Annotated in this window: 21 protein-coding genes and 1 CRISPR repeat array; of the genes, 19 read left to right on the forward strand and 2 right to left on the reverse strand. The window is 72.9% G+C overall.

Going from position 1 to position 24,918, the window contains the following annotated elements; genetic code table 11:
* The first annotated feature begins 23 nt into the window (after window positions 1-23).
* The 10 genes from RND61_RS13750 (at window position 24) to RND61_RS13795 (ending at window position 14,853) form a co-directional block, all read left to right on the forward strand.
* On the forward strand, window positions 24-500 hold the full coding sequence (locus RND61_RS13750) for an NUDIX hydrolase (protein ID WP_315878205.1): 477 nt from the start codon (window positions 24-26) through the stop codon (window positions 498-500).
* Window positions 501-1,350: 850 nt separating this feature from the next.
* Window positions 1,351-1,506, forward strand: a complete 156-nt coding sequence (locus RND61_RS13755; protein ID WP_315878206.1) for a hypothetical protein — start codon at window positions 1,351-1,353, stop codon at window positions 1,504-1,506.
* Between the two features lie 129 nt (window positions 1,507-1,635).
* Window positions 1,636-6,408, forward strand: coding sequence for a type I-E CRISPR-associated protein Cse1/CasA (gene casA, locus RND61_RS13760; protein ID WP_315878207.1), 4,773 nt, complete (start codon window positions 1,636-1,638; stop codon window positions 6,406-6,408).
* Between the two features lie 43 nt (window positions 6,409-6,451).
* A complete protein-coding gene (gene casB, locus RND61_RS13765; RefSeq protein ID WP_315878208.1) occupies window positions 6,452-7,318 on the forward strand; it encodes a type I-E CRISPR-associated protein Cse2/CasB in 867 nt (288 codons plus the stop codon).
* A 93-nt stretch (window positions 7,319-7,411) separates the two neighbouring features.
* Window positions 7,412-8,602, forward strand: a complete 1,191-nt coding sequence (gene cas7e, locus RND61_RS13770; RefSeq protein ID WP_315878209.1) for a type I-E CRISPR-associated protein Cas7/Cse4/CasC — start codon at window positions 7,412-7,414, stop codon at window positions 8,600-8,602.
* On the forward strand, window positions 8,599-9,348 hold the full coding sequence (gene cas5e, locus RND61_RS13775; RefSeq protein WP_315878210.1) for a type I-E CRISPR-associated protein Cas5/CasD: 750 nt from the start codon (window positions 8,599-8,601) through the stop codon (window positions 9,346-9,348). Before cas7e ends, cas5e begins: the two co-directional genes overlap by 4 nt.
* A gap of 8 nt (window positions 9,349-9,356) precedes the next feature.
* Entirely contained in the window at window positions 9,357-10,118 is a 762-nt protein-coding gene (cas6e, locus tag RND61_RS13780) for a type I-E CRISPR-associated protein Cas6/Cse3/CasE (protein WP_315878211.1), read from the forward strand.
* A gap of 4 nt (window positions 10,119-10,122) precedes the next feature.
* Window positions 10,123-11,067: a type I-E CRISPR-associated endonuclease Cas1e gene (cas1e, locus tag RND61_RS13785; protein ID WP_315878212.1), complete on the forward strand. Its 945-nt coding sequence runs from the start codon at window positions 10,123-10,125 to the stop codon at window positions 11,065-11,067.
* The gene (gene cas2e / locus RND61_RS13790) at window positions 11,064-11,417 is read left to right on the forward strand and encodes a type I-E CRISPR-associated endoribonuclease Cas2e (protein ID WP_315878213.1); all 354 of its coding nucleotides are present in this window, start codon (window positions 11,064-11,066) and stop codon (window positions 11,415-11,417) included. Before cas1e ends, cas2e begins: the two co-directional genes overlap by 4 nt.
* Before the next feature lie 101 nt (window positions 11,418-11,518).
* A CRISPR array of direct repeats spans window positions 11,519-14,376; the repeat unit is 29 nt; unit sequence GTGGTCCCCGCGCACGCGGGGGTGGTCCC.
* Between the two features lie 69 nt (window positions 14,377-14,445).
* Window positions 14,446-14,853: a hypothetical protein gene (locus tag RND61_RS13795; protein ID WP_315878214.1), complete on the forward strand. Its 408-nt coding sequence runs from the start codon at window positions 14,446-14,448 to the stop codon at window positions 14,851-14,853.
* Between the two features lie 85 nt (window positions 14,854-14,938).
* Here RND61_RS13795 and RND61_RS13800 read toward each other — a convergent pair whose 3' ends face one another.
* Window positions 14,939-15,502, reverse strand: a complete 564-nt coding sequence (locus RND61_RS13800; protein WP_315878246.1) for a flavoprotein — start codon at window positions 15,500-15,502, stop codon at window positions 14,939-14,941.
* A 300-nt stretch (window positions 15,503-15,802) separates the two neighbouring features.
* Here RND61_RS13800 and RND61_RS13805 point away from each other — a divergent pair, with 300 nt between their 5' ends.
* The 9 genes from RND61_RS13805 to RND61_RS13845 all read left to right on the forward strand — a co-directional run bounded on the left by RND61_RS13805 (window position 15,803) and on the right by RND61_RS13845 (window position 23,637).
* A complete protein-coding gene (locus tag RND61_RS13805; RefSeq protein WP_315878215.1) occupies window positions 15,803-16,465 on the forward strand; it encodes an HAD family hydrolase in 663 nt (220 codons plus the stop codon).
* A 203-nt stretch (window positions 16,466-16,668) separates the two neighbouring features.
* The gene (locus tag RND61_RS13810) at window positions 16,669-17,901 is read left to right on the forward strand and encodes a helix-turn-helix domain-containing protein (RefSeq protein WP_315878216.1); all 1,233 of its coding nucleotides are present in this window, start codon (window positions 16,669-16,671) and stop codon (window positions 17,899-17,901) included.
* 102 nt (window positions 17,902-18,003) lie between these two features.
* The gene (locus RND61_RS13815; protein ID WP_315878217.1) at window positions 18,004-18,222 is read left to right on the forward strand and encodes a hypothetical protein; all 219 of its coding nucleotides are present in this window, start codon (window positions 18,004-18,006) and stop codon (window positions 18,220-18,222) included.
* A 26-nt stretch (window positions 18,223-18,248) separates the two neighbouring features.
* Window positions 18,249-18,518 carry a hypothetical protein gene (locus RND61_RS13820; RefSeq protein WP_315878218.1) on the forward strand — a complete coding sequence of 90 codons (270 nt, stop codon included), beginning with the start codon at window positions 18,249-18,251 and terminating at the stop codon, window positions 18,516-18,518.
* Window positions 18,515-19,081: a DUF6415 family natural product biosynthesis protein gene (locus tag RND61_RS13825; RefSeq protein WP_315878219.1), complete on the forward strand. Its 567-nt coding sequence runs from the start codon at window positions 18,515-18,517 to the stop codon at window positions 19,079-19,081. Before RND61_RS13820 ends, RND61_RS13825 begins: the two co-directional genes overlap by 4 nt.
* Window positions 19,078-19,674, forward strand: coding sequence for a hypothetical protein (locus RND61_RS13830; protein WP_315878220.1), 597 nt, complete (start codon window positions 19,078-19,080; stop codon window positions 19,672-19,674). Before RND61_RS13825 ends, RND61_RS13830 begins: the two co-directional genes overlap by 4 nt.
* A complete protein-coding gene (locus tag RND61_RS13835; RefSeq protein ID WP_315878221.1) occupies window positions 19,671-20,546 on the forward strand; it encodes a hypothetical protein in 876 nt (291 codons plus the stop codon). Before RND61_RS13830 ends, RND61_RS13835 begins: the two co-directional genes overlap by 4 nt.
* Before the next feature lie 138 nt (window positions 20,547-20,684).
* Complete coding sequence (locus tag RND61_RS13840) at window positions 20,685-20,978, forward strand: hypothetical protein (protein ID WP_315878222.1); 294 nt, start codon at window positions 20,685-20,687, stop codon at window positions 20,976-20,978.
* A 451-nt stretch (window positions 20,979-21,429) separates the two neighbouring features.
* Window positions 21,430-23,637, forward strand: a complete 2,208-nt coding sequence (locus tag RND61_RS13845) for a S9 family peptidase (RefSeq protein ID WP_315878223.1) — start codon at window positions 21,430-21,432, stop codon at window positions 23,635-23,637.
* A 323-nt stretch (window positions 23,638-23,960) separates the two neighbouring features.
* Here RND61_RS13845 and RND61_RS13850 read toward each other — a convergent pair whose 3' ends face one another.
* Window positions 23,961-24,866, reverse strand: a complete 906-nt coding sequence (locus RND61_RS13850; RefSeq protein ID WP_315878224.1) for a LysR family transcriptional regulator — start codon at window positions 24,864-24,866, stop codon at window positions 23,961-23,963.
* Between the last annotated feature and the right edge of the window lie 52 nt (window positions 24,867-24,918).

Below are 24,918 nucleotides of genomic sequence, written 5' to 3' on the forward strand. Positions count from 1 at the left end.
GGGGGCACCGTCACACAGCCCCGGTGAGAGAGACCATGAACGACGACACCAGGCCCGGTCCCGTCCGCCCCGTCGTGGACGTGCACGTCCTCGTCCGGCGGGGCGAGAAGCTGCTGCTGTCCCAGCGCGGCGGACCGTACGGGTACGGCCAGTGGCACGCCCCCTCCGGCAAGCTCGACCCGGGAGAGACCCCGGTCCAGGCCGCCGCGCGCGAGTTGGAGGAGGAGACCGGGCTCCGCGTCGATCCCGCCTCCCTGACCCTCCTGCACACCGTGGTCCACCACCAGGGCGACGGCACCCCGGACCGCCTGGGGTTCTTCTACGAAGCCACCACTTACACGGGCGAGCCGGTCAACCGGGAGCCGGAGAAGTGCCTGGAGCTGGCGTGGTTCGCCGAACACGCCCTGCCCGACGCCCTGATCCCCTACCCCGCGGCCGGCCTGCACGGCAGCCTGCACGACCCCGGCGGCCTGACCTTCCACAACTGGCCGGAGAACTGACCCGCCCCGCCCGGAGCGGAGAACCGACCCGCTACCCCCGGAAGACGACGCGGCTCCCCCGCTCCCCACGGGGAGCCGCACCCTCCCGCGGACCGCCCGCCCCTGGCCCTCCAGCAGCTCGCGGAAGCCCTGGGCGGGAGCCGCACCCTCCTACGGACCGCCCGCCCGCCATGGTGCCGCCGCAGCCGACTCCCCGTGTCGCAGATCCAGCACCCCCTCCGGGCGGGAACCCCGTAACACGGCCGCCCAGCCCCCTCTCCTGCTCCCACGCGGCCGTTCGGGGACGACCTGAACCTTCGTGGTGGCTGTGGCTGTGGCGGTGGCGCCTCCGCCGTGGTCCCCGCGCACGCGGGGGTGGTCCCTGGCTCCTCCTCGCCCTGCCCGGACCCGACGTGTGATCCCCACGCACGCGGGGGTGGTCCCACGCGGGGTGGAGGACATACTGAGGGGTGTCCCGTAGTCCCCGCGCACGCGGGGGTGATCCCCGGGTACATGCTCAGGGGTCGTGTTCCCCGCGTACGCGGGGCTGAGGTTTTTTCAGTGGCCTCTCCGAAGCGAGACTGTTCGGCTCTCCCATCGACTTACTAGACAACCAGGTGCATGGGCAGTGTTCAGGCTTATCTAGCTAATCGGGTCCATCTCTAGGGTCAAGCTGTATCAACAACACAAAAAGTGAGAGATCTTGAAAAAGCCGCCCGGGCGTGCTCACCGGGCCCTACGCTCTTGCCAAAGCCACAAGTCCGGCCCTCGAAGCGTCAAGGGCCGGACTCGTCGACGCCTGCTCCGGTGCAACGGAGCAGGCCGAGCCCGGCCCATGTCCCTGACAGCCCGTATCAGCCACAGGAACACGGTGAGTCTATCAATGCGTATCTCCATCGACCCTGGTCAGTCGCTCGCGCCCCCTGTCTGGGGCCTGGTCATCGCCATGATCGCCGCCTCGGGTTACCGCCCCTGGGTATGGGCGGCGCTGGTGGTGGCGGGGGTGCTGTTGAGTCGTAAGCACTGATCGCACGAGAAGTCCGGCGGGCGCTCCGAACACTTGGGCGCCCGCCCGGCCACCGGGTCGTGGCTCCTTGCCGCGAGATCGGCCAGCCGCGAGCCATGCAGCGCAAACTCCGTATGGGAGGACTCCAACGTGTTCCCCGTCTCCGGGGGCCCGGCCCCTCAGAAGGCACCGCTCTCTCCCCAGCACCTCTCGGATGCCGCCCGTTCCGCCTGGGCGAAGCACGACCGCAAGACCGACGGCTGGCTGCCCCTCTGGCGGCACATGGCCGACAGCGGTTCCGTGGCGGAGAAGCTGTGGGACGACTGGCTGCCCCTGTCCGTCAAGCGCCTCGTGGCGGCGCCCTTCCCCGGAGGAGACGAGGAAGCCTCGCGGCTCGTACGCTTCCTGGCGGCCTCCCACGACGTCGGCAAGTGCACCCCCGCCTTCGCCTGCCAGGTCGAGCAGTTGGCCGAGCGCATGCGGGATCGTGGCCTGGACATGCCCACCGCCAGGGAATACGGCCAGGACAGGAAGCTGGCGCCCCACGGGCTGGCGGGTCAGGTGGTGCTCCAGGAATGGCTGGGAGAGCGATTCGGGCTGGGAGCCCGCGGGGCAGGGCAGTTCGCGGTGGTGGCGGGAGGGCACCACGGAGTGCCGCCGGAAAGCCAGCAGATCCACGACCTGCAACTGCGCCCGCACCTCGTGCGGCACCCGGGACCGAGCGAGGCCCTGTGGCGCCGGACCCAGTACGAGCTGTTGGACTGGTGTGCCGAACTGACCGGCGTGACGGACCTGTGGCCGTCCTGGCGCGAGGTCCGGTTGCCCCAGCCGGCTCAGGTGCTGCTGACGGCCGTGGTGATCCTCGCGGACTGGATCGCCAGCGCCCCCGAACTGTTCCCGTACGCGCCCGAGTCGTGGCTTCCGCTGGGTGCGTCCGGTGAGCGGCGTAGGTTGCGGGCCGCCTGGGAGGGCCTGGATCTCCCGGGTCCCTGGAAGCCGGAGGTGCCCGCCGCATCGCCGCAGGCGCTGTTCTCGCGGCGTTTCCCCGGGCTGCAGGGGGCCGCGCCGCGCCCGGTCCAGCAGGAAGCGGTCCGGATGGCGGGCGCCATGGATCCGGCCGGGCTGCTCATCATCGAAGCGCCGATGGGCGAGGGGAAGACCGAGGCCGCGCTGGCGGCGGCGGAGGTCCTCGCGGCGCGTTCGGGGGCCGGCGGGCTGCTGCTGGCGCTTCCGACCCGGGCGACCGGGGACGCCATGTTCGGCCGGCTCCTGTCGTGGCTCGACGCACTGCCCTCCGACGGGGCGCCGTCGCGGTCCGTGGTCCTGGCGCACGCGAAGGCGGCGCTCAACGAGACCTGGTCCGGTCTGCTGCGCGCGGGAAGCCGGGCCATCGCCGCCGTCGAGCCGGACGGGGACGAACAGGAGCCCGTGCCGGGCGGGAGAGAACGGGACGTACCACGGCACCCCGCCGGACTCCACGCCCACCAGTGGCTGCGCGGGCGGAAGAAGCAGCTCCTCGCGTCGTTCGCCGTCGGGACCGTGGACCAGGTGCTGTTCGCCGCTCTCAAGAGCCGGCACCTGGCCCTTCGGCACCTGGCGGTCGCGGGCAAGGTGGTGGTGATCGACGAAGTGCACGCCTACGACGCCTACATGAACCGCTACCTGGACCGGACGCTGGAGTGGCTGGCCGCCTACCGGGTCCCGGTGGTACTGCTCTCCGCCACCCTCCCGGCCGCCCGCAGGAAGGCCCTCGCCGCCGCCTACGCGGGGGCCGAAGGCGCCGCGGCGGTGACGACCGCCACCGATGCCTATCCCCTGCTGACCGCTGTGTCACCGGGCCGGACCGCCCTGACCGCACAGCCCGCAGCGGCCTCCGAGCGTGGCACGGCCGTCGTACTCGAGCGCATGGACGACGACCTCGCCGCGCTGGCCGACCGGCTGGAGGCGGAGCTGGCCGACGGCGGGTGCGCCCTGGTCGTACGCAACACCGTGGGGCGGGTGCTGGAGGCCGCCGAGGTACTGCGAGAACGGTTCGGTGACCACCACGTGACGGTCGCTCACTCGCGGTTCCTGGCCGCCGACCGCGCCGCCAACGACGCCGCGCTGCTCCGGATGTTCGGTCCGGGCGGCGACCGGCCCGCGCGGCACGTGGTGGTGGCCAGCCAGGTGGTGGAGCAGTCCCTCGACGTCAGCTTCGACCTGCTGGTGACCGACCTCGCCCCGGTCGACCTCGTACTGCAGCGCATGGGGCGGCTGCACCGGCACCCCTCGTTCCGGCCGGCCCGTCTGTCCACCCCCCGGTGCCTGGTCACCGGCGTCGACTGGGCGGCCTCGCTGCCCCTCCCCGACGCGGGTTCCCGAGCCGTGTACCCGGGCGACTGGACCCTGCTGCGCTCGCTCGCCGCCCTCACGCCCCACCTCGACGGCGTTCCCGTACGTCTGCCGCACGACATCAGCCCGCTGGTGCAGAGCGCCTACGGCGACGAACCGCTCGGACCGGCCGCGTGGACCGGGGCCGTCGCCGAGGCCGATGCGCGCCACCGGGCGTTGCTCACGAAGAAGCGGCACAGGGCGGACGGCTTTCTGCTGGGGCCGGTACGGCGTCCCGGGCGGCCCGTGTACGGATGGCTGGAGGCCCATGCGGGGGACGCGGACGACAGCCGGTCCGGGCGGGCACAGGTGCGGGACGGCGAGGAGACGCTGGAGGTCCTGGTCGTCCAGCGGCGGGCCGACGGCCGGTTGACCACCGTGCCCTGGCTGGACGGGGGGAAGAAGGGCGGACGGGGCGGCCTGGAACTGCCCACCGACTTCCCTCCGAGTCGGCGGGCGGCCGAGGCGGTGGCCGCCAGCGCGCTCACTCTTCCCGGGCGCTTCAGCAAGCAGTGGCTGATCGACCGCACCATCGCGGAACTGGAGAAGTTCCTGGTCCCGGCCTGGCAGGTGAAGGAATGCCCCTGGCTCGCAGGGGAGTTGTTGCTCGTTCTGGACGAGCGTTGTCAGACCCGGCTGGCAGGATTCACGTTGAGCTACAGCCGCGCCGAGGGGCTGCGGGTGGCTGCCCCCGGCATGCCCGGGAGCGGCCCGGACGGACACGGCGGCGCGCAGGACGGAGGGGACGGACACGATGCACAGGAGCAGGAGGCGCCCGGCGCCGACGTGGACGCCGTTGCGCATTCAGATGCCCCCGCGAGCGGCGCGAGCCGGGACCGCGGCCCGGTGAGCCGGTCCGCCGCCGCCTTGGCCGGCCAGGTCGGCACCACCGGCGACATCCCTGCGGCGTTCAACCTCGTGAGCGAGCCGTGGATGCCGGTGCAGCGCCTCGACGGCACGGTCGCGGAGCTGTCCCTGCGGGAGGTCTTCGCGAACGCCGACGCCTTGCGCCGGATCGTCGGTGACGTCCCCACCCAGGAGCCGGTCCTGCTCCGGCTGCTGCTGGCAGTCCTCCACGACGCCCTGGAAGGACCGGCGGACCTGGAGGACTGGGAAGAGCTGTGGGAGAGTCCCGCGCCGTTCGCGGCGGCTCTCGACTACCTGGATCGCCACGCCCGACGCTTCGAACTCTTCGACGAGGTCCGGCCGTTCTTCCAGGTGGCCGGTCTGCGGACCGCGAAGGACGAGGTCGCCCCCCTCAGCCGGATCGTCGCCGACGTACCGACCGGCTCCGCCCTGTTCTCCATGCGACGCCCGGACGTGGACCAGCTGTCCTTCGCGGAAGCCGCACGGTGGCTGCTGCACGCCCATGCCTTCGACACCTCGGGCATCAAGCCCGCGATGAAGGGCGACGAGGAGCGGAGCAAGGCGGGCAAGGTGTACCCCCTGGGGGTTGGGGCGCTGGGGCACCTGGGCGGGGTCTTCGCCGAGGGGGCCACCCTGCGCGAGACGCTGCTGCTCAACCTCATCGCGTTCGAGGAAGCGTACGCGGGAAGCGAGCTGGCCGAACGGATCGACGAGGACCGGCCGGTCTGGCGCCAGGAGGATCCGTACGGGCCCGGTCCCCGCGGTGAGCGCGCGGGCGGCCCCGAGCCTCTCGGCCTGCGGGACCTGTACACCTGGCAGACCCGCCGGATCCGCCTGTGCGCCGATCAAGGCGTGGTGACGGGAGTCGTCCTGGGCTACGGCGATCCCCTCGTCCAGTCCGCTCCGTGGCTGCTGGAACCGATGAGCGGATGGCGCCGCAGCCCCGCACAGGAGAAGAAGCAGGGGCGCACGCTCGTCTACACCCCGTCCCGGCACGACCCGGAGAAGTCGGCGTGGCGGGGCCTCGGTGCCCTGCTCCCCTCCCGCGCTCAGGCGGGGGAGACAGGCGGCCGTGGTGAGCCGCCCGTACAGCTTCGCGCGGGCATCACCCGCTGGTACACGCAGATCATCACCGAAAGCGAGATCGACCCCGGGAAACTGGTGCGGCTCCGCCTGGCCGGGGTGGTGTACGGCACGCAGCAGTCGGTGATCGACGAGATCGTCGACGACTCCGTCGTGCTCCCGGTCGTCACCCTGCACGAGACCAACCCGGTGTACGGTGCCGCCGCCGTGGACGCTGTCAGCGACGCCGAAAAGGCCGTCGAGGCCCTGGGGCACCTCGCCGGCAATCTCGCCCGCGCCGCGGGGGGTGGCCGCCCGGACGCAGCGGCCGCGTCAGCCCGACACCTCGGATACGCGGCCCTGGACGGCCCCTACCGCGCGTGGTTGCGAAATCTGGCCCGACAATCCGACCTCCAAGCCGCCCGGCAGGAGTGGCGGGAAACAGTCCGGCGCCACGTGCTCCGCCTGGCCAGGCAGGAGATCAGGTCCGCCGGACCGGCAGCCTGCGACGGCAGAGTGGTCGACCTTCCCGGCCGGGGCAAGCGCCTGATGGACGCCGGTCGTGCCGAACTCTGGTTCCGCGCAAGGCTGCACCAGGTACTGGGACCACCGGCCGCGCCCTGACCCGCGGCACCTCCCTCGAACCATCGTCGTCAGGAGAAACCCCATGGCACCGACTCCTCCGGCCTTCCGGGACAAGGCGGACGCGGACGGAAGCGGCCTCACCGTCCCTCCCCCCTCGCTCCCCCGCGAGGCCGTTTCGCACACCATCGGCCGACTGCAGGCCGGTTACCGGCGGGACGTGCCCTGGGCGGTCGCGGCCGTCGCCCGGCTGCGCCGGGAAGCCGGACGGAACGCGTACACCTCCCCCACCGCCTGGGGGCTCGACCACCTGGAGACCCTGAGCGAGCTCCGCGAAGAGCGGCGGGTGACGGAGCGGGAGGGACGCGACGGCGGGAGCGCCGCGCCCGCCTACTTCTCCTCCGAGGCTCACGTCGGGCAGGAGGAGCGGGAACGACGTGAGGACACGGCCGTCCACATCGCCGTGACGCTGTGGGCGCTGCACCAGCAGTCCCTGCGGGACGAGCCCATGCACCTGGCCGGGTGGTCGCTCGGTCGTGCCGTACGCCGCCTGGCCCACGGGAGGACCGGCGTCCGTGACAGCGGCGCGACCGCCGACGGCACCGGCGCGAACCCGGTGGCGGACCCGGTCGAGGACGCCGGCGAGACCGTGCGTCGGCGGTTCGTCCGTATCGGCGCCGCGTCGGACACGGACGTCCTCGCGACCCGGCTGCGCGAGATGGTGCTGCTGCTGCGTTCCGCGCGCATCCCCCTCGACTACGCGCTCCTCGCCGACCAGCTCCTGCGGTGGCAGGACGAGAACCGCCGGGACGACGTCCGCCGGATCTGGGGGCGCGACTTCCACCGGCGCCACGGACTCCCCGGCCCCGACCGTGGGGGCAGCGGGAGCGACGAGGCCGACACGGATGCCGTACCGGCGGAGGACCTCGATGTGGCCGACCTCGACTCCTGACCCCGGCTGCCCGGCCGGCCTCAGACACCCGTCCCCGCCCCGCCCCTTTCCCTCCTTCCTTTTCCGGTCGTCAGACAAGAGAACGGAACGCCCGTGACCCGCACCATCCTCGACATCCACATCCTCCAGAACGTGCCGCCGAGCAACATCAACCGGGACGACACCGGAACGCCCAAGTCCGCCTACTACGGCGGTGTACGCCGGGCACGGGTGTCGAGCCAGGCATGGAAGCGCGCCACCCGGAACCGGTTCAACGAGCTGCTGCCGCCGGAGAAGCTCGGCGTGCGGACGAAGAAGGTGGTGGAGGCGCTGGCGGAACGCATCACCGCGCACGACCCGGCGCTGACCGAAACCGCCCTGAAGCTCGCCGAGGAGACCCTGCGGACGGCGACCGGTTCGTCGTTCGAGGTCCCGAAGCGGAAGAGCAGGGACGACGACGAGACAACAGTTCCAGAGTCGAAGTACCTGATGTTCCTCAGCAGGCGGCAACTGGACGCGCTCGCCGAAGTGGCGGTGGACGCCAGCGGCGGCGGGGACGTGGAGCAACTCAAGAAGTCCTTGAAGGACAAGGAGCAGAAGGCGAGGGCACGCAACGCGGTCGACACCCGCCACTCGGTGGACATCGCGCTCTTCGGGCGGATGGTGGCGGACTCCGCCGACCTCAACGTGGAGGCCGCGACGCAGGTCGCGCACGCGTTGAGCGTGCACCGGTCCGACATCGAGTCGGACTACTACACGGCGGTGGACGATCTGAGCGGGGAGTCCGAGTCGGGCGCGGGCATGATCGGCACGGTCGACTTCCACTCCGCGACGCTGTACCGGTACGCGGCGGTCGACATCGACGAGCTCCAGCGCAACCTCGGCGTCGGCCTCAAGGAGGGCGAGCCCCCGAGCACGCCCGCGTCGAAGGCCGTCACCGCCTTCCTGGAGGCGTTCATCACCTCCCTGCCAACCGGCAAGATCAATTCCTTCGGCAACCACACCCTGCCCTCCGCCGTCATCGTCACGATCCGCGACCGGTGGCCGATCAGCTTCGTCGGCGCCTTCGAGGAGCCGGTGCCCAAGTCCGCGGAAGGGGGGTTCCTGCGGGAGAGCTGCCGCCGGCTCGCCGCGTACGTACCCGACCTGGAGCGGCAGTACGACATCGGGGGCCGGCCCACCTGGGTGTTCCGCGTCGGCGAGGAAACGCGGGCACTGGCGGAACTGGGCACCAACGTGACCCTGCCCGCCCTGCTGGACCAGGTCAAAAGCGCGGTGGCCGAACGCCTGGAGTCCGGCGCATGACCGTGCTGCTGCTGCGGCTGGCCGGACCGTTGCAGGCATGGGGGTCGGCGGCCCGGTTCGTGCGCCGCACCACGGAGAACGCCCCGACGAAGAGCGGCGTGCTCGGTCTGCTGGCCGCCGCCCAGGGGCGTCCGCGGGGCGCGGACCTCTCCGACCTGACCGCGTTGCGTTTCGGTGTTCGCATCGACCAGCCGGGGACGCGGGTGCGGGACTTCCACACCGCGCACCACGCCGACTCGGGCCGGGCGATGCCGCTCTCGGAGCGGTACTACCTGGCCGACGCGGTCTTCGTCGCCGGAGTGGAAGGCGACGAAGAGCTGGTGCTGCGACTGCACGCGGCCGTGAACGCCCCCCGGTTCCTCCCCTACCTGGGGCGCCGCTCCTGCCCACCGGCCCGCCCGCTGCTGTTCGAAGGGTCCCTCACCGACCAGCCCCTGGAAGACGCGTTGCGCGGCGCGCCGTGGCAGGCGTCGTGTTGGTACGTCAGGCAACTCGCCCGTACGGGGCCCCCCGGCCGGACGCGGGCCGCCCCGGAGGAACTGGACGTCCTCGTGGACTGCCCCGCCGGTGAGACCCCCGACTTCTCGCTGCGCGACACGCCCGTCACCTTCGACCCGCGTCACCGGCAGTACGCGGTGCGAGGCGTGCGGTCCTCACACGTCGACGCACCCCCGCACGATCCGACCGCGCATCTGCGCCGGGCTGCGCCACCCGGCCGTCCGGCCCCCTCCACGGACGTCTCCTAGGACCCGCGATGTACCTGACCCGTTTCCGTTTCAACACCGCCCGGCCCGAGACACGGCGGCTCCTCGGCTCCCCGCACCGCCTGCACGGTGCCGTGAACATGGCGTTCCCCGACCCTCCGGCACGCGAGGGCGACGGCCCCCGAGTGTTGTGGCGGCTCGACCACGCGCCGGCCGGCCGTGTCGACCTCTTCATCTCCAGCCCCTCCCAACCCGACCTCACCCACCTCGTAGAACAGGCCGGTTGGCCAAGCCTGGGCGAGAAGGGGTGGAGCACCTTCTCCTACGGGGAGTTCCTGGACGCCCTCCGCCAGGGCGACACCTGGGCGTTCCGCCTCACCGCCAACCCGGTGCACCACATCCGCAGGGACGTGGACGCCCCGGGCGCGCCGACCAAGCGCGCCGCCCACGTCACGCCCCGCCATCAGATCGGCTGGCTGCTGAAGCACCAGGAGCGTGCGGGGTTCACCGTGGTCAGAAGGCCGGACGAGGGCGGTCCCACCACGGCCGACATGGACTACGAGGTGATCGTGCACGACCGGACACCGATGCGGTTCGGCAAGCCCTCGGAGGCGGGAGCCGTCGCGGCCCGCACGGGACGGGGCCAGGGCGGGCGTGTTCCCGCGGCGCCGGACGTGCGCTTCACGCGTGTGACGTTCGACGGCAGGCTGCAGATCACCGACCTCACGGCGTTCCGCCGCACGCTGACCCACGGGCTGGGCAAGGCGAAGGCGTACGGCTGCGGTCTGATGACACTGGCCCCGGTGCGGTGAAGCCATGAGCACCGTCAGCAAGCGCAGCCTCTCCTCGCCCCGGGAACTCACCCGCGTCAGCGACCGGGTCTCATTCCTCTACCTGGAGCGCTGCACCGTCCACCGCGACGACAACGCCATCACCGCCACGGACGCCGACGGCGTCACCCACATCCCCTCGGCCACGATCGGCACGCTGCTACTCGGCCCCGGGACCCGTGTGACCCACCAGGCCATGGCCCTTCTCGGCGAGAGCGGAGCCGCAGTGGTGTGGGTGGGCGAACACGGCGTGCGCTACTACGCCGGCGGGCGCGCCCTGACCCGTTCCTCAGGGCTGATCGAGGCGCAGGCCACGGCATGGGCGAACCGCCGTACGCGGCTCGAAGTGGCGCGGGCCATGTACCGCCTGCGCTTCCCCGACGAGGACCCTTCGGGCCGCACCCGCGACGACCTGCTGCGCATGGAAGGACGCCGGCTGAAGGAGTGCTACCGCAGGGAAGCGGCCCGTACGGGCGTGCCCTGGAAACGCCGCGAATACCACCGGGACGACTTCTCGGCAGCCGACGCCCCCAACCAGGGAGTCACCGCGGCGGCCCAGTGCATGTACGGCGTCGCCCACGCCGTAGTGGCCGCGCTGGGCTGCTCCCCCGGGCTCGGCTTCGTCCACTCCGGGCACGAACGGTCCTTCGTCATGGACATCGCCGACCTGTACAAGACGGAGATCGCCATCCCCGCCGCCTTCGACGCCGCGGCGGAGGGCGAGGACGACGTCCCGACGCGCACGCGACGGGCCCTGCGCGACCGCATCAACAAGACACGGCTCCTCGAACGCTGCGCGAACGACATCAAGAAGCTGCTCCGTTACGAGGAAGCCGAAACGGCCGCCGACGCGGACCGTGTGGGGCTCCAGTCCGACGGCGGACGCCTGCTGGACAGCGGACGCAACTACGGGGACGAGCCGATCTGGTGACCGTCATCGTCCTCACCAACTGCCCCGCGGGGCTGCGCGGATTTCTCACCCGGTGGCTCCTGGAGGTCTCTCCCGGCGTCTTCCTGGGCTCGCCGTCCGCCCGCGTCCGCGACATTCTCTGGGACGAAGTCCGCAAGTACTCCGGCCAGGGGCGCGCCCTGCTCGCGTACCACACCGACAACGAACAGGGCTTCACCTTCCGCACCCACGACCACGCTTGGCACCCCACCGACCACGAGGGTCTCACCCTCCTCCACCGCCCTGCCGCTCCGTCCCCGCCCCGCGCGGCGGTCGAGCCACCGCGCCAGGGGTGGAGCAAGGCGGCGAAGCGGCGAAGGTTCGGAAGATGAGACCGAGTAAGGAACTGATGCCATTTATGTACCTTTTGCGAGTTTCTCGAGAAGTGAGCAAAAACCGGCTGCACCTCCGGTAAAAGCACAGGTCACCTCCTGTGGTCCCCGCGCACGCGGGGGTGGTCCCGTCTTGGGCACCGCCGTCTCCAAGCCGGCACTGTGGTCCCCGCGCACGCGGGGGTGGTCCCTCGCGGACGGACTCCGGGGCGTCGAAGAAGTAGTGGTCCCCGCGCACGCGGGGGTGGTCCCCCTGCTCGCCGTCGCGCACCGCGCCCATGAGCTGGTGGTCCCCGCGCACGCGGGGGTGGTCCCTCGCCCGCCCGCACCTCCGTGCGCTCCTGGCGGTGGTCCCCGCGCACGCGGGGGTGGTCCCGCAGGTGACGCAATGACGCAGAAATCCCAGCTGTGGTCCCCGCGCACGCGGGGGTGGTCCCGGGCTGCGGTTCGTCTCGGAGATCGTGCGTGAGTGGTCCCCGCGCACGCGGGGGTGGTCCCCGCGCACGCGGGGGTGGTCCCCAGCCACCGCATGAAGGTGAGACGCTTCCCTGGTGGTCCCCGCGCACGCGGGGGTGGTCCCGACGCGCTGCGGGCCGCTGGCCTCCTGAAAAGGTGGTCCCCGCGCACGCGGGGGTGGTCCCGGGCTTGCCATGATCCGATGCAGTCCCGCCGGGTGGTCCCCGCGCACGCGGGGGTGGTCCCTGCGAGCCCGACGACCACACCACCCCGCCGACGTGGTCCCCGCGCACGCGGGGGTGGTCCCCTCCATCGCCGGACAGCGGCGGCACACGGCGCGTGGTCCCCGCGCACGCGGGGGTGGTCCCGTCGTCAGGGTGCTTGGTCGGTGCTTCACCGAGTGGTCCCCGCGCACGCGGGGGTGGTCCCGAGACCCCGGACAGCTCGGCGCCCGGCCGACGGTGGTCCCCGCGCACGCGGGGGTGGTCCCAACAACGGTCCCCGTGGGCCTCTTCTTCGGTGGTGGTCCCCGCGCACGCGGGGGTGGTCCCGACGGCGTGGTGGTGGCCAAACAAGGCACTGGGTGGTCCCCGCGCACGCGGGGGTGGTCCCCCGCGGGCGCGCAGTTGGCGGCGGGTGGCCAAGTGGTCCCCGCGCACGCGGGGGTGGTCCCTGGGTGCCGCACAGCAGGTAGTCCGGGCGCAGGTGGTCCCCGCGCACGCGGGGGTGGTCCGGCGGAAGCAACGTCACCGGCGAGACCATCCAGGTGGTCCCCGCGCACGCGGGGGTGGCCCCCGGGACCGACTCGCGGATCGTCTTGCGGAACGGTGGTCCCCGCGCACGCGGGGGTGGTCCCCTCGTGCCGTCGCAGTACGCCCCTCGCCCCTGGTGGTCCCCGCGCACGCGGGGGTGGTCCCGTCACGCTCCCCGACGACGCGCTGCGCTTCCAGTGGTCCCCGCGCACGCGGGGGTGGTCCCGCCCACGGGGAGCGCTGCGCGTCGCGGCCACTGTGGTCCCCGCGCACGCGGGGGTGGTCCCTCGACACTTCTGCGCGATGCGCACCCTGAGCAGTGGTCCCCGCGCACGCGGGGGTGGTCCCGTCGGCATCGCCACCGGCCCGTCCGGGCTGGTGTGGTCCCCGCGCACGCGGGGGTGGTCCCCGTGACAAAAACGGTCATAGGCGTACCCATTAGTGGTCCCCGCGCACGCGGGGGTGGTCCCGCGACCTCCTCCACCGCCGCTTCGGCCGCCACGTGGTCCCCGCGCACGCGGGGGTGGTCCCGGTGCCCTGGTCGCGACCGCTGGGGAGGTGTCGTGGTCCCCGCGCACGCGGGGGTGGTCCTCCTTTCCGAGACACGTCAGTTGACCGAGTCGTGTGGTCCCCGCGCACGCGGGGGTGGTCCCTACCCCTTCCCGTTCGTCCAGGCCGACGGCCTGTGGTCCCCGCGCACGCGGGGGTGGTCCCCTTTGGGCAAGGGGCGGTACTCCTCGCCGGTGGTGGTCCCCGCGCACGCGGGGGTGGTCCCGTAGGAACGGATCCAGAACTCAGGCATGACGGGTGGTCCCCGCGCACGCGGGGGTGGTCCCCGGGCGCCCACGGCCCGGGTGAACTCCGGGCGGTGGTCCCCGCGCACGCGGGGGTGGTCCCCCCTACGCCCTCGCGGTGGCCCGGCGGATCCTGTGGTCCCCGCGCACGCGGGGGTGGTCCCTGCGTCGGGTAGGTCGCGCTGTCGATCCAGCGGTGGTCCCCGCGCACGCGGGGGTGGTCCCTCGGGCTCAGGCGCCTTCGCCACTGGGCACGAGTGGTCCCCGCGCACGCGGGGGTGGTCCCCGGTGACTCGTGTCGGGATGCGCGTCGACGCGGTGGTCCCCGCGCACGCGGGGGTGGTCCCTCGGCGTGCGCCGGGTCGCCCCGCAGGGCGGGGTGGTCCCCGCGCACGCGGGGGTGGTCCCTCGTCGTCGGTGGCCAGGCAGCAGCCGACCGTGTGGTCCCCGCGCACGCGGGGGTGGTCCCGGCCTCGGGTCCCTGACGCTCACCGAGGCCGCGTGGTCCCCGCGCACGCGGGGGTGGTCCGCGACCGGCGGCCACCGGTCCTCACTTGTGAAGGTGGTCCCCGCGCACGCGGGGGTGGTCCCAGCGGCTGATGGAGCGGCTGGACCCGTCCTGGGTGGTCCCCGCGCACGCGGGGGTGGTCCCCCATTGGGCGTGCGAAGGCCCCGCCGCGTCGGGTGGTCCCCGCGCACGCGGGGGTGGTCCCGGCGAGGCCGACAACGGATGGTGGGGCGGATTGTGGTCCCCGCGCACGCGGGGGTGGTCCCGCCGCGCTGCGCACCGCCGGACTGGAGGATGCGTGGTCCCCGCGCACGCGGGGGTGGTCCCACGCCCTTCTCGGAGGCGAATCGACGCTGCCAGTGGTCCCCGCGCACGCGGGGGTGGTCCCCTGTCCGCGCCCAGCCGCCGGCCCCTCCCGACGTGGTCCCCGCGCACGCGGGGGTGGTCCCCAGTTCACCGCGCCGGCGTCGTGGTGGCTGATTCCGGACGGCAGCGGCCGACTCAGCAAATCGGAGCTCGTGCTAGCAGAGAGCCAGAACTACACCGCCAAGAGCAACATCTGGTATGCACCTGACCTTCGCAGCCGGGACGGCGCCCCGACCCCGCACTCGCACCCCTGGGATTTCGAATCAAGGATCCTGCTTGGCGGCTACACCGAGGACCGCTACGTCCTCACCGGGGGCCGCGTCCACCCCGACCTCGGCGTGGAACACGAGCAGGGAACCACCAACTCGGTACGCCGGCCCATCTACCACGAAGTGCGTGAGCTGCACACGGCTCCGGGCGCGACCGTGACCCTCATGGTGTGCGGACAGGGCGAACGCGGGAAGTGGGCCCACCTCGACCCGGCGACCGGGCTGACCACCCCGCCCGAGCGTGACCCCCATTTCGCGGCGCGTCTGCGGGCGCTCAACCCCCACCGCTGAACAGGGCACGTCGCCCCCTGCTCTCTCTCGGGAGTCCAGGGGGCGCCTTCGTCGTTTTCGGCCCTGCACACCGGCCGGCCCCCCATCACGGCACGTCGCTGGCCACCGCATCCCACGCGCTGTCGACCGCGTCCAGCGCCACCGCCCACGGGTACGCGCTCGGACGACCCTGTCCGGGCTGGTTGGGCACGAACCCGCCTTCCCCGTACAGCACCGTCACGCCTGCCGTTCGCAGCGTCTCAACCGACCGGTCGAACTGCGGGTGACGGGCGTACGCCGCGTTCACGCACGGCATCGTCACGATGGGGATGCCCTTGCCGATGCCCTCCGCCACAACACCGACCACGAACACGCCGGTCAACCCGAGCGCCCAGGAATTGACCGTGTTGAACGTCGCGGGAGCGAACAGGATCGCATCCGCCTGCGGCCACACGTCCGGGTCGCCCGGACGCTTGTACTCGTGACGCACCGGGTGCCCGGTCAGCGCGGCCAGCCCGTCGAAACTCGGCTCCAGCCACCGCGCGGCACTCGGCGTCAACCCCAAGCAGACATCCCACCCGCGCACCTGCGCGTCTTCAATTACCCGGGCGACGTCGAACACCGGCGGGGCGGCGGAGCAGAACAGGTACAGGGTCCTCGTCCTCGTCATGTCTTCCATCTGAGCACGTGCGACTGTCTATGAACTCTGTTTGTTTCGAGGGCCATTCCTGTTCCGATACGCATGCACACGGGTGCCGCTCCAGAAAACGATTCGCGGCTGGCCGTGTCGACCACGAGTCGTACCCGAACAGCGGCTCGTCGCTCAGGGACACGGTGGACCGCGCGGACCAGGCCATCAACGGCTCACCTCCCACGACGTACTCATGGCGACGAAGGCTCCTCCTCCGTTCCCCTTGAGGAGGGCAGGGGGCGCTTTCGTCATGTCCGGATCCACATCTAGGCTGCGGCCATGATTCGCGCTGTGGTGTTCGACGTGGGTGAGTGCCTGGTGGACGAGACCCGCGAGTACGGCACGTGGGCGGACTGGCTCGGCGTGCCGCGCCACACGTTCGCCGCGATGTTCGGTGCCGTCATCGCCCAGGGCCGCGACTACCGCGAGACGTTCCAGGAGTTCCGACCCAGGTTCGACCTGTATGCCGAGCGTGAGCGCCGCGCCCAGGCCGGTCAGCCGGAGTGGTTCGGTGAAGGCGACCTGTACCCGGACGTGCGCCCGGCCCTGGCGCAGTTGCGCGCGGACGGGCTGTGGCTGGGCATCGCGGGGAACCAGACCGTCCGGGCGGGCGGCATCCTGCGGGAGCTGTTCACGGAGGACGTGGACCTGATCGGCACGTCGGACGACTGGGGCGCGTCCAAGCCGGACCCGGAGTTCTTCGTGCGGGTCGCCGAGGCAGTCCCGTACGCGGCTGACGAGATCCTGTACGTCGGTGACCGTGTCGACAACGACATCCGTCCCGCTGTCGCCGCGGGGATGCGCACGGCACTGGTGCGGCGCGGCCCATGGGCGACGATCCAATGGGGCACCGAGGACGCGGTGAGGCTGCCCACGTTCCGTGTGGACAGCCTCACCAACCTGCCCGGAGTCGTACGGGAGTTCAACGGGCAAGAGCGCTGAGCGTCGTCTCCCGACTGGGTCGGCGCCGGCTGCCGACCGGGACCTTCGCCTCACCGGCCGTCCACCCGCAATGACCTCCTCACCGGAGCCCGGCCACTGGGCTTCCCATACCGAAGAGCCCAGGAGAACTTTTCGTCGTTTCCACCGTTCGAGGTCCGCCCGTACGCTGACAGAACGACACGCAGCAGAAGGGGCACCCACCCATGGACATCCCCGACGACCTCACCATCGGCGAGCGCGTACGGCTCCTCCGCGACTCCCGCGGCATGTCCCGCGAGGTCCTCGCTGGCATGTGCGGCCGTGGACCGGACTGGCTGAAGAAGATCGAGAGCGGCGAGCGGACCCTCGACTCGAACGCGATGATCCTCCGCCTGGCCGCCGCGCTCCAACTCCGCGACGCCTCCGCCATCACCGGTACCGGGGACGTCCGTCAGCCCGTACCGCTTGGCCGCCTCCACCACCCCAGCGTCACAGCGGTCTGGGACGCCGTCATGACCCGCCCCCTCGCCGTCGCCCGCCTCACCGGACCGGTCGACGTGCCCAAGCTCCAGGCCCGCGTCGACCAGGCGTGGCGTCTGTGGCACTCCTCCAGCCGCAACCGCACGACGGTCGGCGGTCTGCTGCCGGCCCTGATTCGGGAGGCGGAAGCCGCCGCACGGTCCACGGATGGCTCGGACCGGCGCCGCGTGCTGGTGGCCCTGTCCGACGTGTACCGGCTGACCGGGCAGGCCACGGCGTACATCGCCCCGGCCGAACTGGCGTGGGTAGTCGCTGACCGGGCCCTCACCGCGGCGCAAGACGCCGACGACCCGGCAGCCATCGCGGCCGCTGCATGGAACATGGGCAACATCCTCCGGGAGACGAGCTATCCGGAAGAGGCGCTGCGGGTGGTGACGGACGCTGCTGACCTCCTGCGTCCCCACCTCGATGGCGCGCCGGACGACTGGACCGGCATCTACGGTGCCCTCCAACTGCACGCCGCAGTGACGGCCGCACGGGCTGCGGACGGCAACACGGCATGGCGGTACTGGCGGCAGGGTGACCAGGTCGCCAAGAGCTTGCCCCCGGCATACGTGCACCCCAGCACCGTCTTCGGTCGAGCAAATGTCGACTTCCACGAGATCAGCGTGGCCGTGGACCTGCGCACCTCCGGGCAGGCCCTGTCCCTGGCGGACGACATCGACCCGGACACGATGCCGTCTGTGGAACGGCGCGCCCGCCTGTGGGTAGAGGTCGCTCGCGGGCACTTGCAGCGAGGCGATCGGACTGCGGCGCTGCACGTGATGCAACTGGCGCACCGGGTGGGTGCAGAAACGGTGGCGTACACCCCATCGGCACGTAGCGCGGTGGCGCAGCTGTGGCGGGAGGCGCCGCGGGCGATGCGTCAGGAGGCCGCGCAGCTCGCGGAGCGGATCGGGGTACGGGAAGCGGGCTAAAGGGGGCGGTCCGGGTAGGGGGGACAATCTGTCCCCGTTACCCATCGGTAGCACTTTTATGGTGACCATTCGTCACCCAGCCGCTACCGAGAGGACGCCACCATGGACTCGCCCTCGCACGCCTCCCCCGCCGCAGGCACGGCCCTCAGCAACGACCCGGACACCGGCGAGGTGCGCCTGCCCGTAGACCTGTGGGACATCGACACCCTCATCGGCACCACGACCCTCGTACTGTCCCAAGCGGAGGCGAGGCAGCTCCTGGAACGCCTCGCCCGAGTGATGGATCGGACTCTCCCCGTCGCCCAGCGGGGGCGCGCATGAGTCACGCCTTCCCGTTCCGATCTGCCTTGCAGCGGGTCAGGGCCGTCCTCACCGAACGCCGCCGTCCCGCCCGCCACGCCCCCACCCACGCGGCGCCGTTCGGGCACCGTCTGTACACCGTGCGGCAGGCGCCGCCCACCTGGAGTCCCGCTGCCTCCACCGGGCGGCGCCCCGCCGCGTACCTGCCGCGTGCCGCCGCCTGGCCCCAGGTGTTGGTCGAGGACGCCAGCCCCGTGCGCCCGTACGTCCTGTCGTCCGCCGAGCGGGCCCGGTTCCTGGGGGGAGGGGCGCTGTGACGACGCTGTCCGATCAGGCGCAGGTGTTCGCGCCGGTGATACGGCTCGACGTGGAGACCCTCCGGTCCGCTCCGTGGGGCGAGTTGCACGGCCGGTCGTGCGCCCGCTGCGGGACCGGGCTGTCCCCCGAGACGGCGGTGGACCTAGCCCGGCACGACTACAAGAGCGACGACTGGGTGAACTACGTCAGCTCGTGCCGGCCGAGGCTGTGTCGGCGCTGCGTACCGCTGCAACTGCGCGACACGGCATCGGCCGTCGCGGCCGTGGACGCCGAACCGCCCGTGCCGCACCACCTGTCCGCGCTGGTCTCCCGGCTCTCCGTCGCGCTGGGCGCGCTGATCCCCGTCGTGGAGGCGGCGGCCGAACGGCACCCGGCCGGGTCGCTGCGCCGGGCGGGCGCCGAGGCCGGTCTCAGCGAGGCCCGCGTACGGCTCGCGCACCCGCCCCGCCTGGGCGACCGGGGTCGGCGCTTCGCCCACGCGCAGCGTCTCGCGCGTTCCGTGGTCTGCCTGCTCGACCACGTCGCCCGGCTCACCACCGTCCCGAAGGTCGGTGCACCATGACCAGACGACGGCGTCATGCCGCGTGGACGTGGCTGACGAAGGTGCACCCAACACCCGACCACGCGCACAAACTCCTCCTGCGGTACGGCCGCGCCTCCCTGCCGACCGGCGCCCTGTGGGACGTGGTCCAGGTCCCCGAGATGACCGGCCTGGACGCCCTGAAACAGGTACGCGGCCCCGCGTTCCGCGACGTCAGCCGGAGCGCAGTACTGTTCCTCGTGCCCACCACGGGCGGCTGGGGCATGCAGGGCACCGCGTACCTCACGGACGGGACCATGGTGTGCACGCCGGCCCCGGACGTGACCACACCCCTTTTCAGCGCCCCACCGCTCCTGTACTGGCTGACGCCACCGGACGGCTCCGGCACCCTCGTTGATCCCGCCGACCTGTTCGAGGTACTGGCCCCCCTGGACCCGGCCAAGGAAGGCCCCATCTGGTGCGGGCTGTGCGGCCGGACCGGGCCCACCACCGTCACCCACCGGCCCAGCCCGAACGGCGGCGGCACGCACGTCCCCGCGCACGAGGCGTGCGTCATCGCCGGAATTGTGGACGGTCGGGTAGTACATCACCTGGATCCGGGGGACCAGCCATGACGACGGTGGATCACCGGTGGTGGCGCGACACCGTGGGCGCCGTCGAGACCGACCTGGCCGCGCTCGGGCTGACCCCCCTCTACACCCGGCGAGACGGCCACCACGCCCGCTCCCTGCCGGACGGGCTCGGCTGGTGCCGGGCCCGGTACGCGCCCGAGGAGGCGTGGCCGCCGGGGGCGGACCTCTGCGTGATCGTGGAGTGGCACCCCGACGTTCGGTACCGCCGGGACCACTCCACCGGGCGCGTCCCGGCCGGCGCCGCCGAGCACTGGCGCGAACGCGTCGCCGCCACGGTGCAGGCCCTGCGGTCCCGGGGGTACGCGGCTGCCGTCACCGGACCGCCGCGCGGCCCCCACCTCGTCCCCCGCGAGGAGATCCTCTGCTGGCGCACCCCACCCGGCACACCCGCCTGGCACCCCCCACCCGGCGCCTGGGACGACGTACCCCCCACGCGGCCGAACTACGAGCACGGCTTCCACCGCCCGGGCGAGACGGACCCCGTCCGCGAAGTGGAAACCCTCCTGGGCCTACGGCTGGAGGACACCACGCTGCTGGGGCCGCGCACGCGCCCGGACCGACACGCGAACCGGCACCCGCGGATGGTGGTAAGGAAGGTGAGTCCCGCGCTGTGGCCGCCAGGCGCCCACCGGTGCGTGCGGGTCGTCTGGACGCCGGCGCCCGCCTACCGCCAGCGGGACGACGGCACCGCCCCCGAAGGCGCCGCCGACCACTGGGACACCGGGATCCGGCAGGTGCGCGACACCCTGCGAGCCGCAGGCCACCACGTTCGTACCGCCGAGCGCCCGCCCTCACCGGAGACCCACGAAGAGGTCGGACTCCTCGCCTGGCGCGACACCGCCCTCAACGCGTGAGACTCCGCACGCCGGGGAGCGCGGCGGGCGGACCGCACTCCGGCCGTTCGCCCCGGCGGCCGGACGGCGACCGGAGCGGGCCGCCCCCACCCGAGAGAGAGGAGGGACACCATGCAGTGTCCCCAGTGCGGCGGAGGGATGTCCCAGACAGCCGGCGGATCCTGGCAGTGCTACACCTGCGGCTACACCCAGTTGAGCGCGAGCGCCGCACCGGCGGTCGGCGCCGACTGCCCGAAGTGCCGCGGGCGCCTGATCCGCACGGACAGCGGCGTTCGGTGCGGCAACGGCGGATGCAGGCACGAGAGCGACGCCGACGCCCACGCCCTGTACACGCGGCTCGTCGCCGAGTGGGAGGCGGACCCGGAGGGCTTCTTCGGCAGGGTGCGGGCCCGGACCGCCAGGCTGCGCGCGCTGGAGCCCGTCTGGCGGTGACCACCACCCCGGCCGGCGCCTCCCCGGGGGCTCGGCCGGGGCCTACCGGACGAGATCCGCGAGCGGCACGTCGATCGCGTCAGCGATCAAGATCAAGCTGTCGACAGTGGCGGCCGCCTGGCCCCGCTCCACTCGGACATACCCCGACCGGTCCAGGCCAGCCCGGAGCGCGACGGTCTCCTGGGTCATGTTCGCCTCGAGCCGGGCGGCCCTGATCTGTTCACCGATAGCTCGGCGGCGGGCGCGGACCCACTCAGTGGTCCCCGCGCACGCGGGGGTGGTCCCTGCCGCTCGCGGTCGCTGGTTTCGGTGAAGATGTGGTCCCCGCGCACGCGGGGATGGTCCCCCTGGGCGACACGTCAACGTCCCGAAGGTCCTGTGGTCCCCGCGCACGCGGGGGTGGTTCCGAGTTGCGTGACGGCTGGTTTGGCGCGGCTGCCATGATCTGTCCATGACTTCCGCGACTCCTCCGATCTCCGGCTCTTCCCCGGCCTCGTCGCCGGCGGTTTCCGACTTCCCCCGTGTCTTCGCGCGCACCCGGCGGTTCTCCCTGGGTGTGCCGGGTCGGTTCACGGTCTCGCCGGACGGCGCGCGGGTGTTGTTCGTCCGTACGGGGTCGGGCACGGACCCGGTGGGCCGGTTGTGGCTGTTCCAGGACGGTGCGGAGCGGCTCCTCGCCGACCCGGTCGCGTTGGGCGGCGCGGGCGACGACGAGTTGCCGGAGGAGGAGAGGGTCCGGCGCGAGCGGGCCCGCGTCACGTCCTCGGGGATCACGGGGTACGCGGTGGACCGGGCGGTCCGCCTAGCGGTGTTCACGCTCGGCGGTGCCCTGTGGGCGGTGCGGACGGACGGCGGGGCGCCGTGGCGCGTGCCGACCGCCGGCCCGGCCGTGGACCCTCGGCCTTCCCCGGACGGCTCCCTCGTCGCGTACGTGACCGGCGGCGCCCTGCGCGTGGTCGGGACGGACGGCCTGGGTGATCGGCCGCTGGCCGTGCCCGAGGCGCCGGACGTGGTGTACGGCCTGGCCGAGCACGTGGCGGCCGAGTCGATGGGACGGCGGCGCGGGTACTGGTGGTCGCCGGACGGCGACGCCCTCCTGGTCGCCCGCGTCGACCAGGCGCCCGTGGCCCGCTGGTACCTGGCCGACCCGGCGGACCCGACCCGGCCGCCGCGCGTCCTGCGCTACCCGTCGGCGGGTACCGCGAACGCCGAGGTGTCCGTCCACGTCGTGGCCCTCGACGGCCGGCGCGCACCGGTGCGCGCGCCGGCCGGGGCGGACGCCGGGCAGCACCCGGGGGGCGCCTGGACCGACCGGCGCTTCGAGTACGTGACGGCGGCCGGGTGGGACGCGCACGGCCCGTACGTCCAGCTCCAGACCCGGGACCAGCGCACGGCCCGGGTGTTCGCCGTCGACCCGGCGACGGGCTCCGTGCGGTCGCTGCACCTGACGTGCGACGAGGCGTGGGTGGCCCTCACCCCCGGCACGCCGCTGCGCACCGCTTCCGGCGCGCCGGTCGTGGCGCACGTCCGTGACGGCGTGCGCGGGATACGCGTCGGCGGGGTGGCCTCGCCGCCCGGCCTCCAGGTCCGGGAGGTGTTGGGCGCGGTCGGAGAGCGCGTCTACTTCACCGGGAGCGAGGAGCCGACCGAGACCCACGTGTGGGTGTACGACCCGTACGACCCCGAGGGCGGCGCCCCCGGCGGTGCGGACGGCCGTGCGCACGCCCGGTTCCGCCGGGTGAGCGGGGAACCGGGCGTGCACACGGCCGCGGTCGGCGGGGACACGGTGGTGCTGGAGGGCCTGAGCTGCCGGGGCCGCTCCGTGACGGTGCTGCGCGGCGGGAGGCCGGCGGGCCGGATCGCGGTCCTGGCCGAGGCCCCTCCGGTCCGGCCCCGCGCCGCGCGGCTGTCGCTGGGCGAACGGGAGGTGCGCGCGCATCTGCACCTGCCGTCCTGGCACGACCCGGCGTCCCGAACGCGACTGCCGGTGCTGCTCAGCCCGTACGGCGGACCGGGACTCCAGTTGGCGGTGCGGGCGTACGGCTGGTGGAGCACCGTCGCCCAGTGGTTCGCCGAGCAGGGGTTCGCCGTGCTGCTCGCCGACGGGCGCGGCACGCCGGGGCGCGGCCGGGACTGGGAGGTGGCGGTGCGCGGCGACCGGCTGGGGCCCGCCCTGGAGGACCAAGTGGACGCGCTGCACGCGGCGGCGGAGCGGTACCCGGCCCTGGACCTGGGGCGGGTGGCGATACGGGGCTGGTCGTACGGCGGGTACCTGGCGATCGGGGCCGTCCTGCACCGCCCGGACGTGTTCCACGCCGCGGTCGCGGGCGCCGCGCCCACGGACCGGCGGTTGTACGACACGCACTGGGAGGAGCGGTTCCTGGGGCACCCCGACGTGGAGCCGGAGAACTACGCGCGGTCGTCGCTGGTGCCGCAGGCCCACCGGCTGGCCCGGCCGCTGATGCTGGTCCACGGGTTGGCGGACGACAACGTGGTGGCGGCGCACACCCTGCGGTTGTCCGCGGCGCTGCTCGCCGCGGGGAAGCCCCACACGGTGCTGCCGCTGCCGGGGGCGACACACATGGTCACGCAGGAGGAGGTGGTGGCCAATCACCTGCGGCTGGAGGCGGAGTTCCTGAAGAGGTCCCTCGGGGGGTGAGCGGCGCGCCGCTCCGTTCGTATCCGCGGGCGGACGTCGGGAAGGGCACCGCGAACAGGTACCGCGGACGGACGCCGGGGCGAGCACCGCGTACGGGCACCGCGTACGGACATCGTGAGCGGGGCCTCGAAGAGACGGTGTGGGCGAGCGCCCCGAACGGGTGCCGGGCGGGCTCTGCGGACGGATGCCGAGACGGGCACCACGTACCTGCACCGCGAACAAGCGGCGGGAACGGACGCCGGGACGGGCACCACGTACCGGCATCATGAGCGGGCACCGCGAACGGGCGGCGGGGCAGGCGCCCAGGCGGGCGGCGCGGGCCGTCAGCCCCCGACGGCGGCGCCGGCCTCCCGCAGGGCCTCCACCGCCGCCCTGATGGACGGGCGCCGGTCCGCGTCCGCGCGCCACACCGCGTAGATGTGCCGCCGCATCTGCTGGCGTACGGGGACGAGGGCGACGCCTTCGGGCACGGGCCCGCGACCGAGGCGGGGCGCGACGCACACGCCGAGACCGGCCTGGATCAGCGCCAGTTGCGTGTGGTGCTCGCCGGCCAGGTGGGCGATGCGCGGCTCGATGCCCTTGGAACGCAGGGTGAACACGAGCCAGTCGTGGCAGAACTCGCCCTCGGGCCAGGAGACCCAGTCGTCGTCGGCAAAGTCCTCCAGGTCGACCTCCGCGCGCCCGGCGAGGGGGTGGCCGGCCGGCATGGCCACGTCGGCCGCGTCGTCCAGGAGCGCGGTGTGGGCGAGCCCGCCGGGCACGGGGAGGCGCTTGTTGCTCCAGTCCAGTACCACGGCGAGGTCCACGTCCCCCCGCAGAACGTGGCGGATGCCGTGCTCGGGCTCCAGTTCGCTGCTACGTACGCGCAGTTCGGGGTGGCCGGCCCGCAGCGTGGTGATGGCGCGGGGGAACAGGCCGCGCGCGGCGGTCGGGAAACCGGCCAGCCGCACCTCTCCCACCACCCGCCCGCGCTGGGCCTCGATGTCCGCCTGGGCGAGCGCCACGTGGGACAGGATGCGCGCCGCGTGGTCGGCGAGCAGCCGTCCGGCGTCGGTGAGCCGTACGCCCCGCCCGTTCTTCGCCACCAGTTGCTGGCCGACTTCGCGCTCCAGCTTGGCCAGTTGCTGGGAGACGGCCGAGGTCGTGACGTGCAGTCCGTCGGCGGCGCCGCTGACCGAGCCGTGCCGGGCGAGGGCGTCGAGGATCCGCAGGCGCTCCAGGTTCAACATGTAAGCGATACTAATCGAATATGAAAAGAAAATCTCACTTGTACTAAGAGGT

Origin of the sequence: Streptomyces tamarix, from assembly GCF_032423885.1 — a bacterium.
In the GTDB taxonomy this organism is placed as follows: Bacteria; Actinomycetota; Actinomycetes; order Streptomycetales; family Streptomycetaceae; genus Streptomyces; species Streptomyces tamarix.

Coding starts and splice junctions, on each gene's coding strand:
- casB (WP_315878208.1), top strand. CDS start 6,452: ATGGCACCGACTCCTCCGGCCTTCCGGGACAAGGCGGACGCGGACGGA.
- cas5e (WP_315878210.1), top strand. CDS start 8,599: ATGACCGTGCTGCTGCTGCGGCTGGCCGGACCGTTGCAGGCATGGGGG.
- cas6e (WP_315878211.1), top strand. CDS start 9,357: ATGTACCTGACCCGTTTCCGTTTCAACACCGCCCGGCCCGAGACACGG.
- cas1e (WP_315878212.1), top strand. CDS start 10,123: ATGAGCACCGTCAGCAAGCGCAGCCTCTCCTCGCCCCGGGAACTCACC.
- RND61_RS13800 (WP_315878246.1), bottom strand. CDS start 15,502: ATGACGAGGACGAGGACCCTGTACCTGTTCTGCTCCGCCGCCCCGCCG.
- RND61_RS13805 (WP_315878215.1), top strand. CDS start 15,803: ATGATTCGCGCTGTGGTGTTCGACGTGGGTGAGTGCCTGGTGGACGAG.
- RND61_RS13810 (WP_315878216.1), top strand. CDS start 16,669: ATGGACATCCCCGACGACCTCACCATCGGCGAGCGCGTACGGCTCCTC.
- RND61_RS13815 (WP_315878217.1), top strand. CDS start 18,004: ATGGACTCGCCCTCGCACGCCTCCCCCGCCGCAGGCACGGCCCTCAGC.
- RND61_RS13830 (WP_315878220.1), top strand. CDS start 19,078: ATGACCAGACGACGGCGTCATGCCGCGTGGACGTGGCTGACGAAGGTG.
- RND61_RS13835 (WP_315878221.1), top strand. CDS start 19,671: ATGACGACGGTGGATCACCGGTGGTGGCGCGACACCGTGGGCGCCGTC.
- RND61_RS13840 (WP_315878222.1), top strand. CDS start 20,685: ATGTCCCAGACAGCCGGCGGATCCTGGCAGTGCTACACCTGCGGCTAC.
- RND61_RS13845 (WP_315878223.1), top strand. CDS start 21,430: ATGACTTCCGCGACTCCTCCGATCTCCGGCTCTTCCCCGGCCTCGTCG.
- RND61_RS13850 (WP_315878224.1), bottom strand. CDS start 24,866: ATGTTGAACCTGGAGCGCCTGCGGATCCTCGACGCCCTCGCCCGGCAC.